We start from the raw sequence: 17,212 nt of genomic DNA on the forward strand, positions 1-17,212 counted from the left end.
TATGAACGACCGTTCATTTGACCAATGTAGTCGTTGCTAGCTTATCCTGGCCTTGACACCACAACGCACCCGACTAGGACCCCCGTGACGAATTGCGGAAGTATGGGAGTAGGGCATGAAATCGATAGCAACCGTATCGGCATTTGTAGGCAAGACGTTCGCCGTTTGGGTGATTCTTTTTGCGGTTCTGGGGTTCTTTCTCCCTGATACGTTCAAACAGATCGTTCCCTTTATCGTAACACTACTGTCGATCATTATGTTCGGTATGGGCCTGACCCTATCGGTCGATGACTTCCGTGAAGTCGTAAAGCGTCCGGTAGACGTGGGTATCGGCGTCTTCTGTCAGTTTCTAATCATGCCCCTTCTCGCCGTTCTTCTCACGCAGATCATTCCGATGTCCCCAGAAGTAGCGGCCGGTGTTATTCTGGTCGGTTGTTGCCCAGGCGGAACCTCATCCAATGTGATGACATATCTTTCAAAGGGCGACGTGGCCTTGTCGGTTGCCTGCACGTCGGTGACAACGCTTGCCGCGCCATTGGTGACGCCGTTCTTGGTTTGGTTGTTTGCCAGCCAGTTCCTTCCGGTCGATGGATGGGCGATGTTTTTGAGCATCGTCAAGGTCGTGCTCATGCCGCTGGCTCTTGGTGCAATCTTGCAAAGATTGCTTCCCGGTGTAGTCAAGGCCGCAGTTCCTGCGCTGCCACTCATCAGCGTCATCGGTATTGTGTTGATTGTTTCAGCCGTTGTCGGGGCTTCGAAGGGCGCGATCGTGCAGTCTGGCTTAATGATCTTTGCGGTCGTCGTTCTTCACAATGGTTTAGGTTATTTGCTCGGGTATTTTGCAGCGAGAGCAAGTGGAATGTCTCTTGCTAAGCGCAAGGCGATCGCCATCGAGGTGGGAATGCAAAATTCGGGGCTTGGTGCGGCATTGGCGACGGCTTACTTTTCGCCTCTTGCCGCCGTCCCAAGCGCCATTTTCAGCGTTTGGCACAATATCTCAGGTGCGCTTTTGGCTAACTGGTTTTCTGGAAGGGTTGAGGAGGATACACAAGTCGGATCCGAGCGGCCGATTTGACAAAGGCGATTGTAGGTTTTCAACATGCTTGAGAGCTAGGCGCGAGTGCCAAAGGCTTGTGTGCGCAATTCCTTAGGCACCACCTTGTCTGAGATACGAGGGATGACAGTAGAAAGACCGGCGATAAGGCCAACGTTCCGCCGTAATACGAGACCAGGTCGCTTTGAGCCACAAAGTCACACTGGACTAAGTTAGGCCAATATCGCTATGGATTGTTGGTTTGATCACGTCCCTGCTGTTCGTTCAAGGCCGCATGGTTTTTCGCACGTTTGGCACGCATCGCCCCTGCAATGAAATTGCGTGAGAGACCGTGATAGAGCGGCTCGCGCGAGAAGACGCGCGAAGTGAGATATCCCAGCATAGACACCGCCATGATTGGGATAACGGCCTGACGATCTCCGGTCATTTCCAGAATGATGACGAAGGCTGTCATCGGGGCCTGGACGACCCCAGCGAAGTATCCGGCCATGCCGAGAATAGCCGCAAGCGCTATACTTGTTCCAAGAAGTGAGCCAACGGTGCTGCCGAAACCCGCGCCCACAGCAAGTGACGGGGCGAATATGCCACCTGGGATTCCAGACATCATCGACAGGAAACTCGCTAACAGTTTCTCAGCAAAAAACAGCGATTGTGTAGGGTGACCTTCAATCGCACCACGCGCTTGATCATAGCTTGTGCCGAAGGTATCACCGCCAGACACGACACCGACGACGGCTACGCCGAGCCCACATATGCCCGCGAGCAGAATCATGCGCTTACGAGGGGAGGGCTGAGCCCATCGACGAATGCGAATACCCGAGTACAGTGCGAACCCGCTAAACGCGGCGCCGAGCATGCCGCCGCCGATCCCGCAAATCGGCACAAGCAGCCAATCTATGACATTGAAAGGAGCAGCCTTCGCCGTCCCGAAATAGTTGTAATTACCCGACAGGCCGAGTGCTGCAAGGCCCGACAAGATGACCGCCGTCAGCACGATCCCGTTGGCGCGTGATTCATAGGCCCGGCTCATTTCCTCGATCGCAAAGACTATGCCTGCAAGCGGCGTGTTGAATGCTGCTGCGATACCGGCGGCAGAGCCTGCCAGAATGAGCCCTCGCGCCTGGGCCATTCCACCAAAGCGGGCTGCGGCTAACATAAAGGAAGCGCCTACCTGAACTGTTGGACCTTCTCGTCCGATTGAGGCACCGCAAAAGAGACCGAGGACGGTCATGCCAATCTTGCCAAATGCAATACGGAGTGACAGGAGAGCCGAGCGGTCTGCCTCGTCATGCAGGTGCCTAGCAGCAATAGCTTGGGGGATGCGGCTTCCTTGGGAGTTTGGAAAGAGAGTTATCGCGAGCCAAGCGGACAGGATAAAACCGAGCGGTGTTACGACAAGCGGCAGGAGAGGGGTACGACCACCCGATGTCGTGATACCTAAGAAAGCGTTCTGCGCCATGTCGGCGACCCAAGCAAACGCAACGCTCGTCACTCCGATTGCCATCGCCCCAGTCCAAAAGATCAGACGAGGTTCCACAGCTTGAACGATCCGCGAAACAGGCGAGATCGCCGTATGAATTTAGACTTGCGATAGGAGATGGACATTCTGCCTGCCGGTTATAAAGGGATCGCAGGCTTATCGGCTCAGCCGAACAATGATGCAAGCATTCAGAACAAGCTTGAGCGACCACTAGGCGGGAACGCCCTCACTCGCAGCTGACTTTGGGCTATAATCGATACAACGAGGACGGAACCGCCGAGCGCTACGCGTCTATACCACCGCAGTCGTCCGCGACCTGTCCAGGCTGAAGTACCAGTAGGAGCGATAGTATCTTCGATCTTGTCGAACGGGGAAGCTTACTCATTGCATCGATGACGTCGTATCCCTCTTTGCTCGATCTGTACGACTGTTGAAGTTCGAGGTTTGCAATGGATTCTCCAGCCATCTTGTCGCTGAGAGCCAGATCCTCGAAGAAGTACGTTATTGGCGTCTCAAGAGCGATCGCTATCTCGTAGAGCTTCGACGTGCTTATAAGGTTCGTCTCTCGCTCATATTTCTGCACTTGCTGGAATGTAATCCCCAACCCGTCCGCGAGGTTTGTCTGAGACATTCCTACCTCGTTTCGCCGCATCCGGACGCGGCGGCCCACGTGAATATCGACAGGGTGCGGGCCCTCAGCGTTCATTTTGCCTCGGCTCATCAGTCCCTCGTGTTTCAATCGCGACTCAACGAGAGCCAAGCTGCCCATAGCACAGGCAGTCATCGATTACATTCGATAGAGGCGCTAACTGCTCTCCTATGTCTCGAAAGGACCCGGCTCTGAACACAAGGTCAGTTTGCCACACCTGGAGTTATTTTTATATTGAAGGCAAAACTGACTGTGGCGACGGATCGACCTTGTTCATCACTGATGTCCACCTGTAAATTCTCAGGCGGCGGGAAGTGGTTACAGAAAAACTGAGCGAGCGCGGTTACGCCTGTCTCAATGGCCTCATGCGAGTGCATGGCTTCGATCTCAACTTCCGCCTCTTTGCCGTCCATAATGTGCAAATTGAACTTTGGCATCTGCTCTCCAATCGTCAGGACGCTGCATCAGCGTCCCAGCATACTACAATTTTAGCAAGTGCATTGATAAAAACTTCCTGCAATGGTTGCCGAAACCATAGCGCTCGGGATGCCGAGACGTGGTCGATCGGAAACCCGCATCCTGGTACAGCGACGTAGCCGTAGGTCGTGGGGGTCAATAACCACTTCCCTCGCCGACTGCGATCGCTTCAAGTTCACCATAGTTGAAGCAAAGCAAAGCAATCAACCAGCCGCGGGATTGATCAGCGATGTCGCGCTCAACAGACAGCGCAGCTGGCGAGCGATAGCGTCGCTTCCGTCAGACATGAACGTCACCAAAAGCGAACTCGCCATCATCGGTCTCGGGGTGGAGGGAGGCGAAAAGTACGCATCGGTAGAGGACGACGACGACATGTCACGTCGACGGCATTTGCCGCAGATGGGAAAGCTGAAATCTCCAAGCAGCAATACGAAGCGCGACAAACGAAGCGCTTCCTTCAAGCGGACGCTGACGGCAACGGTATGGTCAGTCAGCAGGAGTTTGACACCCACCGTGCTGCCGCCCAGGCAAACAAACGTGCAAAGCGGTTCGCAAGGATGGATGCAAACAAAGATGGATCCATCGACGCCAAAGAATTGAACGCTGTTCTCGACCGTCGTTTCGACCGACTGGACAGAGATAAGAATGGCGCGTTGTCCTCTAAGGAACGTCCGGGCAGGAAGAAAAACGGTTGATGGCGATGCCGTAGGGCAGGTTGCTTTGAATCACGATAATCAGGACGACTTGCTGATGAAGCGCATTGCACAGGGGCACCCCCGTGCGATGCGCGAACTGACAACGATGGCGGGTTCACGTTTGTACGCCTTCGCTGCCCGTATCCTCGGTAACAACGCAGATGCTGAAGACGTGACACAGGAGGCGGTCATTCGCGCTGTGCGCTATGCACCCCGATGGCAATCAGGCACAGCAAGGCTGGATACATGGTTCCATGCGGTGGTGCTCAATCTCTGTGCGATCGCCTTCGCAAGCGTCAACGAGCCAGCACCGCTGAGGTGCCTGATAGCGCCGACGCGGCGTTAAATCCCGAAGAGGCTCTGATCGAGTCAGAGCGAGGCCAACAGGTATCGGCTGCAATAGGCCAATTGCCAGAGAGGCAAAGGGAAGCGATCATGTTGGTTCATTACCAGGATATGAACGCCGCCGATGCCGCCCGTGTTTTGGATATCAGCATCGAAGCCTTGGAATCGTTGTTAGCGAGGGGCCGCAGAAGTCTCAAGCAAGAACTGCTAGCGAAGGAAAATCGCATATGAGCCCGTCAACGCAGCCCATCGATCTTGCACAGTTCAAAGCCGTTGCTGAGACTTATGGGTCCGACATCAACCGGTGGCCCTCAGAGGTTCAGGTGTCTGCTCGCCTTTTGGCATCGCGACCTGGCGGTGCATCTATTCTCCAGGCAGAGGCCGATTTTGATGCAGTCCTTGATCAATGGACAATGCCTCTCCCATCGCCCTCATTCCGGCAGCAGATTGCCGCAACCGCAGCAAATTCGGTTCGCAGATCCTGGGGGACGACCCGATACTGGTGGGCGGCTATTGGTCTTGCTGCAGCGCTTTCTGGGGCAGCCACAGGCACAGCGGGCACTGCGATGTTTGTGATGCCCCAGCACGTGGCAGGCGACACGATCTTCGGGGACGTCGATGACGAAGGGGACAACTAGACTGATGACGAAGATGCGCACTATCTTGGCCTTGTCGATCGTTCTGAACGTCTTTTTAATCGGCGCGTTGGGCGGTGGCGCCGCATGGTTGAACTACGGCTCAAGAATGATCGCAGCCGGATCACTTCGTGTAGCAGGGTCAGAGCTCCCGGCCGACCAGGCACGAGCGTTTCGCAAGGTTCTTCGACAGGCCCGTGCCGGCGCAAACGAGCATGTACAACAGTCTCGCCGCGCGCGCGCGAACGCCGCTGAACTTCTCAAAGCGCCAGACGTCGACCAAACAGCTGTAAAAGACACTTTAGAGGAAGGACGCGAGGCTAACTTCCGCGTACGCGCCGCAGTAGAAGATGCGGCGGTCCAGTTCGCGTCGACCCTTCCCCTCGAACAACGCACGCAACTTGCTGACGCCATTGCCGAACGCAACCTCCACAGAGGCCGGCGAAACAGATAGCGGAGATAATGCAGCTCGTGCTCGAATATCGTCGTATCGGTCTGGACGATGACTGGAGTGGAAGAGCACCTCGGTCATCGTACGCGGAACCTTCCTTCGATCCAATGGGTTGCAGCGGGGCAGATTGGAGAAATAAGTTGCAAGACGTGCCCGCTAGACACTTCACATTCCATCAAAACAAAGCAGCTCAGCTGCTAAACCTGATGGCAAGCCCCGTCCGGATCGAGATCTTGAAAAGGCTTACGGCGAGGGAGTGGGATGTAAACTCGCTGTCACTGGAGCTGAAAATTACGCAATCAGCGCTCTCCCAGCATCTCGCAAAACTTCGGGCCTCCGAAATGGTGGATACCCGGCGAGACGCTCAGCGAATTTTCTATTCATCGAACTCGACAGCAGTGCTGGCCGTTCTGACGGTCTTGGCAGAACTGGTGGATGATTGCTCAGTTGTGGAATCGAGAGAGCAAGCTGGCCGAGTGCGGAGGATAGCCAGAGCAAAGTGACAACGAGCTCTTTTTGTGTGCTACTCAGCAGCGGCGCCCCCGGAGCGTGCATCTACGCATAACTCGTTCCGGTAGGTCGCTTGATGCGGAGGCGCAGGCGGAGGTCCGGTGTACATCAGCCCGCTAATTTACCCAGAGCAGAATGATGCTTCACGGATCCGGCATTCACCGCATCGGTGTGCAACTTGGTTCAGGACGCTAAGTCGATCAAATCCTTGAGACCGCGATGGTCGGCCATAGCAAGCTCTAGAGCGTTCTTGGTGTCATGTCCCTCACGGTACAGGTTGATAACTATTGCGGCGGCGAGCTCACCCTCAGGACTATCCTTTTAAATTTTTTGGATATTCAGCCAGTCGTTGAACGCCTGTTCGACAAGCAATAACTCTTGTGGTCCGAACGCCGTTTCGAGAAATCTGCGCATACTGAACTCCTTTCCCGCCACACCCCTATGTAAACGGGTGCGAGTCAGTCAAGGCCGCTGGCCACGTCTGATGTTCAAACCTAACTGATAGCTCACCGCCCACGCTACGACTGTTTTGCACCCTACAGACATGTGTCCCAGCTCCCGAAACGACATGTCGACCGGAACGTTCTGGCCCCTCGACGCTTCTAGCGGCATGGAAAAGAAAAAGCCCTGCCAGAATGTCCTCATTGTCGAGGACCAGTACCTGATCGCTATCTCCGTTGAGGATGCTGTAATTGAAGCTGGCTTTGAGGTCTGTGGATTGGCAACCTGCAAAAAGGAGGCAATGGACCTTGTGCCGCAAACAGACATCGCGTTGGTTGACATCAATTTGCGCGATGGAAGAACAGGGCCAGAGATCGGAGCCGCGCTAGCGGCAGCTGGCAAGACCGTCATCTTCATGACCGGTAATCCCAACGAAGTTTCTGGTGGGGTTGATGGCGCGCTTGGCGTCATATCAAAACCAGTACTTGATGCTGAGTTGGGTGAGTTAGTCAGATATGCAGCATCTCACTGCAGCGGGTCCAGCCATCCGCCACCCCGTAACCTCAAACTGTTTTTTCAGCAGTGAGACCATAACGATGACTGACGACACGATGCCTCGCTCTCGTTGTCGACGCAATTTTCTTGTGGAAGTTGCTGACCTGACACTCGCTGGGGTCCGCCGAGTGCATTGATGTTACTTAGTAAGGCGAGCCAATCCTCGCAACAAGCAGATGTATTGCCCCTGCCAATACATCTGCGGTCTCGATATGCGCCGCAACAGTCCCGATCTCGGTGATGACGGTGATACCTACGAGATCTACATTCCGTTCCGATCGAAGTTGCTCGGCAACAACCTCCAAGATCACATTTGCCGCATCGGAACTTGCTGCGTGAAGATCCGAAAATTCTGCGCCGTCGTCGTCTTCAACAATGCGGTCCGTAAATCGCATTTGAAACTTATATCTCGGCATGGATGCTCCGGCGCTTCATGGTACTAAGACAAACGCTTCAATCGCGGCAGCGATGAAAGCGTCTCGAGCTTCCTGAGAGGTCACGGTACGTTTTGCGAAGCGCTCGCATTTCCGCTTGGCCATTTCGAAATACATACCGGAGTCTGCTGGCCATCGGCTTAGAAGACACTCAAGTGCTTCAGGTGGACCCGCAATGACTTCAACTTCACCGTAGGCAATTTGTATCGTCACTGGCATCAACCAGGTGGGCTCGTTGTGTTTCATCGCAGCCCCTAGCCGGGAAATACCAGCAGTCCGCAGCTTACCATCGCGCAGAAATTGCCGCTACAAAATAATCAATTTAAAATAGCAGCCATCATACAATGATTTAGTGGGGGACCTGACGACCGTACTGCTCGCAACTTTTGCCAAAAAACTGTCCAAGTGTAAGACTTCATTGCGGCGACGTTTGGATTTGCTCTCGGCCGCGTCGGCAGGAAGAAGCGAAGGGCCGTCTCGAACTCCGGGAATGCTACGGGCTGAAACGAGGCAAAGGTCGCTTTAAATTGGAATGGAATATCGGCATTGTGTACACGCCGAAAAAATACCGAAACGTCCAAAAACCATCTAGCGGCGTTATTCGTCTTCAGCTTTGTAATCTCGGTCGGAGCGTCGACCCATTCGCCGAAGAGTTTCGATCACTGTTTCAACCTGAGATCTGTTTTTGGCACCGGTCTTTGATCTTTCCTTCAAAAGCTTCAAATATTCAGTCAGTTTTTCGATAGAGGAAAGGTGCGAGTCGTCAGTCAAGGTACACCGTATTGAGTTCATAAGGACCGATGGAGATTGGCCTGCTAAACATTGGCTGAGGTTGTGGAAGGGGTGCCGCAAAAATCAGCGTTTGATCGCCTACTAATCAATGTTCTGGAGAAATGTTCCCTTTGCGAAAGAAGGACCGAATGCCGGGCGTTGCAAATCTCAGATTGAAATGGATATATACTGTGAAGCAGGTGAGCCCGAGCTTGTCGCGTCGGTGTTCCTGTCCCTTCCAGATGATTTGAAAGCGTTTTGAGTGAAAAAACCGCAACGTAGTTTTGCCGTCGCGTACAAATCCGGCGGCCGGAAACTTGACGCCAAGCCCAACTCCATCTGGGGAAATATGGACCTCAAGTCCGTTGCCCGTGATGTAGAGGAGGAGGCGATGCCATTGCTGCCGGAAGGACTGGTGGCGGATGAAACCGGCCTTGACTCACTAGCGCCGGTGGAACCCACTCAGACTTTATTGACACTACTTGACGCGACGCCGACAATTGCTGAAGAACCGAAGGAGATGCTCATGGCCGACGATACCGAGACAATGAACGATGTTGAAATGCCCGCGCCGGAAGAAGAGCCTATTGCCGCAAAGAAGCAGCGTAAGCCTCGGGCGAAGAAGACCTCCGTTGTCGCAACGACAGCAGAAGGTACAGCCGGTACCGATGGCCGAAAAAAGCGGGGCCGCAAGCCACGTGTGAGCGTAGACCCAACGCCGGTCGAGCCCGCCGCGCCGAAGCTTGCTCCGACGCCTGACCGGATCGCTGATGACGCTGCGACTTCATCTCGCGACGAAATGGCTGATCTTCTGCAGCTAGAGGCGGAGAACCAAAAGTTGCGCAAGATGCTGGCTGAAAAGCTCCGTGCTGAAAACGCTGATTTGCGCAAAAAGCTCAATCTCGATTGATTTGACCGCTGCGGCCGGAAACGTCTCACATCTCTAGTTTAAGATAGTCAGCTTGGCGGCCTTAGCCAGTCGCCGGACTGAGTGCGCATAGATCACTAACTGATGCGAGGCCTGTCTCATGGCATCTCCCTGGAAGTTTCTAAGCCGACTTGTGCCACGCCGCCGTGAGCCGAAGCAGGACGCGGAGGTTGCCGATGCAAAGCCGAATGTCCTGGCTCTTCCCGGCCAAGCGGAGACCGCTGCAGAGGAGAGCCCATCGGTCTCAAGCGCACGCGCAGCTACTGAGCTACCACCGACTGATAGATCGGATCCTGTTTCGGTAGAGCCTCCCACGATTGCAAGCGCTGCAGGCGAAGCTGATGACATGCCAGCCAATGTCGTAGCTGACGTTGTCGCTGATCATGATCTGACGCCCTCCGATCTCCCGGACATCGCCGTCCTCCCATCTCCGAACTCAGCGGATTTGCAGGTGCGAGGAGAGACCAAACCGCGCAAGCAGATGGGTCGAGCCAGGAAACCCAATCCATTTGAAACAGCGCCTTTCCCACCTGACCAAAGCAGCCCGTCTGACGATCCGCTAAGCCTCGACGACGAGATCAGGGTGCTAAGGGGCCAACTAGCTGAAAAGCTTCGACTGCAGAACGCGCAACTGAGGAAAATGTTTGCGGTTTGAGCGATAGCGCAGGCGTCCTTACTCCCAATTGAGCTGGGAACCCAACGCTTCACCTTCACCAACGCGTCGTCTTCCTCGGTAAAGCGGCTGGATGTGATGTTTAACCTTGCAAGGAGGACGCGTAACGTGTCGGGGTCGTTGAGTGTGGACATTGCGTCGCGGAGTTACTTCAATAAGGGCAAAATCCTCTGCTCGATAGGCACGCTGAGGAAGCGATCTTCCGGTAAAGTCATGGCAGTTGTTCTGGTATTGATCCTATCGGTCTTGTCCATTGAAGCAGCCTCCGCTGGAGGGTCCTGCACCCCGCCGCATCGCTTTCCAAATCCCTCCCTTCTGAACGCGTTACAGCGCGGCGTTAATCTTCCGGATTGGGATCATTCCGATCGTTCGCAACGGCCGGGAGCCATGGCCCTCAAAGCTCTTCGGGCACAAGGGTTGACGCATATTCGGTTGCTGCTGAACAACAACCGGCTGAGCGACGCGTCATCGAGTGTTTATCTCAACGAGATCTATGACGAGCTGATTTCGCTGATTAGCATGGGATATGTTGTCTCGCTCGATCTTCATGCGGATGACGCCGTTTCAAAGAAGTTCGCTGAAGGATATGAAATCGGCTTCCTGTATCTCCAAAGCATCTGGAAAAAAGTGGCCTTGATGGCGCAGGTCCTGGACTCCGAAAAGGTCGCGTTGGAGCTACTCAACGAACCCAATATCGGACAGGAAGACTGGATGCGTGCAGCCGACGGCCTGATCGATACAATCCGGCAGATCGCGCCGCAACACACGATCATCGTCGGCCCCTCCGGGCCGCAGCGGCATGAGACGCTCTCCGGCATGCAGCCGTTCGAAGACCCCAATATCGTGTATGCGATCCACTATTACGATCCATTCCTGTTCACGCATCAGGGCGCGACATGGGGACGAGAAACCGATCCCCTGCGGGTGATGAGAGGATTGCCGTTTCCGGCATCGCTCAGGGATGCCCGCATCGTGAAGATCCTCGCCGAACTTGATACGAAAGAGCAGTTCGAAGCCGCGACGGCGATCCGCAAGAGCCTCGATCGTGACTGGAACGAAGACACGCTGCGTGAGGCGTTTGACATTATGGCTGGTTGGGCGAAGACCTATTCAAGGCCCGTCATCATCAACGAGTTCGGCGTTCTGGATTTCGTCGTTGACCGGCAATCCAGGCTGAACTGGTTGGAGAACGTGAACCGATTGGCTCGGAAAAGATGTCTCGGCTGGACGCATTGGGACTTCCAGCAGGGCTTCGGCCTCATCGATCGCAAGACCCGATTGCCTGATGCCGGTATCATGCGGGCGCTACGGGATGCCGATTAGGTGCTCCCATAAAATACTGACGACGCCGGTTCACCCGGTCATTCCTTCGCGGACGCCGGCTCCGATGATCATGCCTCCGAGCGCAAGGAAACTGGTGAGCGATAGCGGTGCAAAATACGCCTCTTCCTGGAACAGGCCGTTGGCGACGATCGAGAGCAGGGTGAATGCCATGGCAACATGGAGGCCATTTTGCGTGATACTTCCAAGCTTCAGAAGTTTCCACGACAGCCACACATAAGCGCCGATCGGCGCTAGAGCAAAAATTCCCATTTGATAGAGAAGGACGCCTACTGAGCTTTCAACCGGAAACGGGGTATGGCCGACTGCTTGCGCTTGCTGGAAGTCGATTGTGTTAAACAGCGGAGAAAGATTGCCACCGATGCCGATCCCACGACCGATCGGGTTCTCAAAGAAATTGTAGAAGCCCGACATTAATCCGAGCACATGGTAATCGCCGATCCGCGAACCCACGATGACCCCGACCACCGCATAAGCAACGACCGCGATCGAATGGAACACGAAGGCAAGCCTAGATCCAATTATGCAGTAGATCGACCAGCTGATCGCCACCATTAGAAACACTATGACCGGCCCTTTGACGCTGCACAGGACGGCAAGTGCAATAAAGACTGTCGCCTGCAGCAGTCGCCCGCGATAAAGCGTGAAGATGGCGAACATGATCAGGCAATAGGCAAAGCTGATGGCGTGCATGTTCGGGCCGAATATGCGCATGACGGGAACGCCGATATCGGAGAGCAGCGGGGAATTAAAGAAGGAAATCCTAAACGTATCCGTGAGTGTGGTGATCACTTCCCCGGTTTTTCTGGCCTGCTCGTCAAGCTGTAGCGTCACCCAGTTCGGCCCGTTGAAAAGCGTCCAGTATTTCTCGCTGTTCGTGTAATTCAGCCACTGATCTCGAAACAGGACTTCGATGATGGCACAGAAAATTACCGATATCCCAAGACCCGTCAGTGCCGGCGTGATCCGCACCGTCCGCTCGGCAAACACAACGAGGCATATCTGGAACAGCAGCAGCGGCATCGCGATATTGCGCAGATTGACGATCGCCGCGGTTCCGTAAAGCACGAAGCCGACAACGAAGTACACGCCGATGGCAGTGAGTGCCGCGGTGGTGACTTTTAGGAATATAACGATATTGCCGGGCTTGGTTCGCCAGTTCATGAGGAACCGGATCGCAATCGTCAGCCAGCACGTGCACAGGATCAGGAAGTTGTAGGCGCGAATGACGTCGAACTCGGCCTTCGAATGAACCCAGTTCGAAACGAGCGAGACGACGAGATTTTGAAACATGAACGAGGCAAGGATCGTCACGATGGCGACGCCCGGCGCGACGATCGCGCATATCGTTGCAAGCAACAGGACGGTCAGTATTCCCAGAAGAGGATGCACGATATGTGCAACGATTGGCAACGCCACGATGACGAAGGCTGCCATCAGCGTCAGAACCGAACCTTCGATATCCCTGATGAAATAACCCGTCGTCGAGCCGCCGCGATTGGATAAGCCCCTATCTACCTGCGGTATCTGCATCTCAGGAACTGCCCATATCGCCTGCCTTGCATGGTGCCAGTTCGGAGTCTTCCAGCATGATAAGAAGACTATCGGATTTCGGTCACCGATAGGTTAACTGGAGGTTTAATAATTGCGTCCATAAATGGCTCCACCGGCGGACGCGACCGGGCTGAGATGCAGGAGAATCCGATGTCGGCTTGGGATATGTCAGATCAATCCGAGCGCTTGCCGAACGCCGCTCTCGCGCGTCGCCGCTCCCATGACATGATATCACGTAACCGCGAAAGCGACGCGCTCTTCGATATCGCTCGCATTCTGGGTTTTTTGGCCGGCAAGGGGGTTCTCATCGCTGTCGTTGCCATGGTCATCGCAGCTCTCCTCCTGACCACAGTTTTGCTTGTCAGTTTTCCCTACACTGCGACGGCCGTGGTTTTCGTCGATCCACGCGACCAGAACGTCACGATGCAGCAGGAGGTTTTACCAGCGATAGGCACAGACGCCGCCGTGTTGGAAAGTATGGTCCAAATCGTACGGTCTGACGGTTTCCTGATTGACCTCATACAGAAGCTCCATCTCCTCGAAGACGGTCAGCCCTGGACAGGTAGTGAAGACCAAATCAAGCAACTGGCGAAATTGCGCAAGAAGATCGACATCGAGCGAATGGGCGCCACCTATCTCGTCAAGATTTCCTACCACGCAGCGAACGGCAACGACGCGGCCCGGATTGCTAACGAGATCGCCGCTGCCTTTGCCGCAAACCAGAATGGCTTGCGCAGCAGTGCCAATGTTAACGCCTCGCGCGCGCTGACCGACCGCCTCGTAGAGTTACGCTCGAAGCTCAATGCAGCAGAAGAGGCGGTCGCCCAGTTCAAAGCTGATAATAACATCGTTTATATCGATGAACGCAACACCGTTCAGATGCGCCAGCTCTCCGACCTCAGTCAGCAACTGGCAACGGTGAAGAGTGCGTCCGAGGAGGCCGGTGCCCGCTATGCAGAATTCTTGGCAAACGGAACTTTCACGCGCTCCGCAACCCAGGGAAATGACGAAAACGAGCAGCTTTCGTTTCTCAGGAGGCAGTGGACGCAGTTGATCCAGGCTCGCGATCAGCAGATCTTCACATATGGCCCTCGCCACCCGCGTCTCGTTGATACGCAGCAGATGCTCAATGGGCTCGAGCGCCAGATCACGCAGCAGAGGACTCGGCTGGCAGAACAGATCAAGTCAGAGCGCGATATCAATCTCGTCAAGCAAGAGCAGCTGGCAAGGCAGGTCGACGATCTCAGTAGCAATATCTCTCAAACGGAAGACCAGCGCGTGCAGCTCACAAGCTTGGAACGGGAGGCGAATGCTAACCGCGAACTCTACCAACAGCTTCTCAGCCGCAACAAGGCAACCAACGAACTTGTCCAGCAGCCGACCGATAACGTCCGCGTTGTATCGCCAGCAGTCGTTCCAATCCTATCCTCCCGTCCGCCAATAGTTCTTCTCGTGCCAGTCATTGGTTTCATCAGCTTGGTGTTGGCAATCGTTCTTGTCGCTCTAGCCAGTTTTCGACCACTAAAACCTGCGCTTCGTCGCCAAAATTCCACGTCCTATTCGGAAAACCCTCCGGAGAATGCGGTCGAGCCAGGTCAAAGTTCCGATCGCAAGTATCGGAGCGAACAGTGGTCTCTACTCTCTCTCCTGCCTGATAACCGGGCTCATTGAGGTATCGTGCAATTGAGACCACGCTGTGCGTTGGTGCTGCCGTTCCAGATACCCTGCCATTGACTGCAGGTCCTAGAGTCTCGAACAACAACGAAAACAAAGTGGGGCCTCCGGTCGGATCCTTGTCCGGGTTTGCGTTCAGCTGAGAGCGCCATCGAAGCTGTCCCGCATAGAACCAGAATATCGCCTCGTCATTCTTACACGCCTGCATCAAGGGGCCGCGCGAAGCATGAGCTCGCTGGCCGGCGCGTTCGATGCAGTCTCGGCACCCGATGGAACGCTTGGCTCTAGCGAAGAAGGTAATACTGAGGAAACTAAAGTGATTAGAACTGGGACCATTGAGATAGGACATGTGATCAGCAGTCGTCTGCGGCAGCCGCCGCGGTTGGTAGAAGACTATGTTTGCTTTAAATTGGTTAGTTCAAGGCATAGCGGTACATGCGTACAGTTTCTGAAAAGTCGGCGACTGCCGGTTCCCAGTCAATTTTTAAACTGACGGCAAACGGCCAATCAGGCTCTAAGCGGTTCGTGATCATTTCCTACATGCTGACCGTAGAGGGCCATTAGGCTTGCAGCAGCATCTGCATCAACGGCCCTGGAGAATAAGTATCCTTGTCCAAGTTTGCAGCCGAACGACACGAGTTGCTTAAGCTGGAGATCCGTTTCGATCCCTTCGGCGACAACCCTGAGACCCACCTTGTTTGCTATGCTGACCAGCCCTTCGACTATAACGACAGCCCCGTCATCAGGCGTCAGCCTGTCGACGAAAGATTTGTCGATCTTGATGATGTCGACCGGGACCGTCAGGAGATGAGTGAGTGATGCGAACCCTGTCCCAAAGTCGTCGAGCGCGACGCGCATTCCGCAACTGCGAAGCAGTTTGATTTCGTCGGCAACCACATGATCGCGGTGGCCAAGATAGACGGACTCGGTCACCTCAAGGACGACATGATCAAGCGGGACGCCGGCGTCCGCGAAGACTGTACAGATCCTCTCCTGTAGCCGACCCGCATGAAAATCAGCAGCAGAAAGATTGATGCCAACGTGCTGGAGAGGAAGGCCCCTGTTGAGCCAGCTGCGCATATCACGCGCGACACGTTGGAGCATGCACTGGGTTAGTTCGGCAGCGACATGGGCATCTTTGGTTGCTTCGTGGAAATTGGCAGCCGCGATGATGTCACCTGAGGCTTCCGACATCCGACACAACGCTTCAAACCCTACCACTTCACCCGACTCGAGCCGTACGATTGGTTGGTAGTAAGGATGTATTCGCTTTTCAACGAGTGCGAGACTAACGTCTCGGATCGCCCTAAAGCGCCGCGTTAGTGCGGTTCCAAGCCCAGGTCGGTGTTCGACGAATTGGCCGCGACTGCGCTCTTTAGCATGGTACAACGCGACATCAGCGCCTTGGCGCACTTGATCGGCAGGCTCATCTGGGCTCGCGACACACCCGCCTAGCGTGGCGCTGGGGAGGACAACGTGGTCGCCGCAATGCGCTTGCCCCTTGATGGCCTCAAGGAGCCTTCCTGCTAAAGTCGAAAGCGGAGACGTAGTGTCGCTCTCAACAACGACTGCGAATTCGTCGCCACCGATCCTGAACGCACGACCCGTGCCGGCTACAGCGTCTATCCTTTTTGCAACGATCTGTATGAGTTCGTCACCGGCGCCGTGTCCGAATGTATCGTTGATGACTTTGAGATTATCCAGGTCCGCTAGGATTACGGCCCAACCGCCCCCTGCGCGCCCGGCTAGCGCTGAAAGAACCTGATTGAACGCTGCCCGGTTCGGAAGCCCGGTCAGTACGTCAGTATAAGTCAGGCGCTGGCGCTCCCGAACCCTATCATCTCGCTCTATGGCGATAGCACAAAGATGAGTGCACGCATTGACTATGCGCTGTTCTAGCTCGTTTCGGCCTCGGCAGTCCTGAAAGTAAAAATTAAACGTCGCGACGACGCGGCCGCCACTGCAAATCGGCGTCGACCAGCGTGATTTGAAGCCGAGCGGGAGTGCTATGGCGTTAAAGCCTGCCCAAAGAGGATCATGTTCGATCTCTGTGACGGTCACCGCTTCCCCTTCAAAAGCTGTAGTGTCGCAGGACCCAATAAAACCCGCGATCGGCAAACCATCCAAGGCTTCTTGAAAAGATTGCGGGAGTGATGGGCCAGCGAGAGCTTGAAGACGTTCATCACGAACTAACAACACTGAACACACCGTCCCGATGAGCAAGGCTTCAGTTTCGACACACAGCCGCTCGATCGTTGCCTGCAAAGCTTCGCCGCGGGCGATCATTTCCAAAATGGTGTTCTGCAGTTTTAGTATCATCGCAATTGCTTTCTCGGAGGCTGGAAGGCTGCCAGCTCAGATCCTTAACCATGCATTGTCGATAGTAATCTTAGCCTCACAGGCAATTCTGTCGTTCAACGCAAACCCGACCCGGCACCAAGAACGTGCTATACCCCTCGCGGACATGCTCCTTGATAATCACCCAATGGCGCCTCACCTATTTGACTGCGCGTCATGCTACCCCCCTGCCACCAAACCAAAACAA

General features: G+C 54.8%; 16 protein-coding genes and 1 pseudogene. 10 read left to right on the forward strand and 7 right to left on the reverse strand.

Translation table 11 applies throughout. The annotated features are described in order from the left end of the window. Nucleotides 1-115 precede the first annotated feature (115 nt). Complete coding sequence (locus tag IFT66_RS22305) at nt 116-1,075, forward strand: bile acid:sodium symporter family protein (protein ID WP_113469374.1); 960 nt, start codon at nt 116-118, stop codon at nt 1,073-1,075. A 205-nt stretch (nt 1,076-1,280) separates the two neighbouring features. On the opposite strand, the pseudogene IFT66_RS22310 reads toward IFT66_RS22305, so the two are convergent. From IFT66_RS22310 to IFT66_RS22320, 3 genes and pseudogenes are all read right to left on the reverse strand, one after another. Next, a pseudogene (locus IFT66_RS22310) lies at nt 1,281-2,659 on the reverse strand (chloride channel protein). Between the two features lie 158 nt (nt 2,660-2,817). Next, nucleotides 2,818-3,318, reverse strand: coding sequence for a helix-turn-helix domain-containing protein (locus IFT66_RS22315; RefSeq protein WP_342344815.1), 501 nt, complete (start codon nt 3,316-3,318; stop codon nt 2,818-2,820). A 68-nt stretch (nt 3,319-3,386) separates the two neighbouring features. Beyond that, entirely contained in the window at nt 3,387-3,620 is a 234-nt protein-coding gene (locus tag IFT66_RS22320) for a hypothetical protein (protein WP_192079000.1), read from the reverse strand. A 453-nt stretch (nt 3,621-4,073) separates the two neighbouring features. Between IFT66_RS22320 and IFT66_RS23985 the strand changes: the two genes are divergently transcribed. The 6 genes from IFT66_RS23985 to IFT66_RS22350 all read left to right on the forward strand — a co-directional run bounded on the left by IFT66_RS23985 (nt 4,074) and on the right by IFT66_RS22350 (nt 7,323). Further along, nucleotides 4,074-4,355, forward strand: a complete 282-nt coding sequence (locus tag IFT66_RS23985; RefSeq protein WP_446737952.1) for a hypothetical protein — start codon at nt 4,074-4,076, stop codon at nt 4,353-4,355. Continuing rightward, entirely contained in the window at nt 4,306-4,701 is a 396-nt protein-coding gene (locus tag IFT66_RS23385; protein ID WP_249406557.1) for a sigma factor, read from the forward strand. Before IFT66_RS23985 ends, IFT66_RS23385 begins: the two co-directional genes overlap by 50 nt. Continuing rightward, a complete protein-coding gene (locus IFT66_RS23390) occupies nt 4,602-4,931 on the forward strand; it encodes a sigma-70 family RNA polymerase sigma factor (protein WP_199864920.1) in 330 nt (109 codons plus the stop codon). Before IFT66_RS23385 ends, IFT66_RS23390 begins: the two co-directional genes overlap by 100 nt. Nucleotides 4,932-5,342: 411 nt before the next feature. Next, on the forward strand, nt 5,343-5,789 hold the full coding sequence (locus IFT66_RS22340) for a periplasmic heavy metal sensor (RefSeq protein WP_192079002.1): 447 nt from the start codon (nt 5,343-5,345) through the stop codon (nt 5,787-5,789). A gap of 104 nt (nt 5,790-5,893) precedes the next feature. Further along, complete coding sequence (locus IFT66_RS22345; RefSeq protein ID WP_192079039.1) at nt 5,894-6,289, forward strand: ArsR/SmtB family transcription factor; 396 nt, start codon at nt 5,894-5,896, stop codon at nt 6,287-6,289. Nucleotides 6,290-6,864: 575 nt separating this feature from the next. Next, nucleotides 6,865-7,323 carry a response regulator gene (locus tag IFT66_RS22350; RefSeq protein WP_446737949.1) on the forward strand — a complete coding sequence of 153 codons (459 nt, stop codon included), beginning with the start codon at nt 6,865-6,867 and terminating at the stop codon, nt 7,321-7,323. Nucleotides 7,324-7,435: 112 nt separating this feature from the next. Here the strand turns inward: IFT66_RS22350 and IFT66_RS22355 are convergent, their stop codons facing one another. Continuing rightward, nucleotides 7,436-7,708: a DUF6894 family protein gene (locus IFT66_RS22355; RefSeq protein WP_192079003.1), complete on the reverse strand. Its 273-nt coding sequence runs from the start codon at nt 7,706-7,708 to the stop codon at nt 7,436-7,438. Nucleotides 7,709-7,723: 15 nt separating this feature from the next. Continuing rightward, complete coding sequence (locus IFT66_RS22360) at nt 7,724-7,972, reverse strand: DUF982 domain-containing protein (RefSeq protein ID WP_113469383.1); 249 nt, start codon at nt 7,970-7,972, stop codon at nt 7,724-7,726. Nucleotides 7,973-8,759: 787 nt separating this feature from the next. On the opposite strand from IFT66_RS22360, the gene IFT66_RS22365 reads away from it, so the two are divergent. After that, nucleotides 8,760-9,407: a transcriptional regulator gene (locus tag IFT66_RS22365; RefSeq protein WP_192079004.1), complete on the forward strand. Its 648-nt coding sequence runs from the start codon at nt 8,760-8,762 to the stop codon at nt 9,405-9,407. Between the two features lie 817 nt (nt 9,408-10,224). Then, on the forward strand, nt 10,225-11,421 hold the full coding sequence (locus tag IFT66_RS22370; RefSeq protein ID WP_192079005.1) for a cellulase family glycosylhydrolase: 1,197 nt from the start codon (nt 10,225-10,227) through the stop codon (nt 11,419-11,421). Between the two features lie 30 nt (nt 11,422-11,451). Here IFT66_RS22370 and IFT66_RS22375 read toward each other — a convergent pair whose 3' ends face one another. Next, a complete protein-coding gene (locus IFT66_RS22375; RefSeq protein ID WP_192079006.1) occupies nt 11,452-12,972 on the reverse strand; it encodes a hypothetical protein in 1,521 nt (506 codons plus the stop codon). 171 nt (nt 12,973-13,143) lie between these two features. Between IFT66_RS22375 and IFT66_RS22380 the strand changes: the two genes are divergently transcribed. Then, the gene (locus tag IFT66_RS22380) at nt 13,144-14,664 is read left to right on the forward strand and encodes a GumC family protein (RefSeq protein WP_192079007.1); all 1,521 of its coding nucleotides are present in this window, start codon (nt 13,144-13,146) and stop codon (nt 14,662-14,664) included. Between the two features lie 510 nt (nt 14,665-15,174). Here IFT66_RS22380 and IFT66_RS22385 read toward each other — a convergent pair. Next, nucleotides 15,175-16,986, reverse strand: coding sequence for a putative bifunctional diguanylate cyclase/phosphodiesterase (locus tag IFT66_RS22385; protein ID WP_192079008.1), 1,812 nt, complete (start codon nt 16,984-16,986; stop codon nt 15,175-15,177). Nucleotides 16,987-17,212 lie beyond the last annotated feature (226 nt).

Source organism: Rhizobium sp. CFBP 13726, from assembly GCF_014841925.1.
GTDB lineage: Bacteria > Pseudomonadota > Alphaproteobacteria > Rhizobiales > Rhizobiaceae > Neorhizobium > Neorhizobium soli.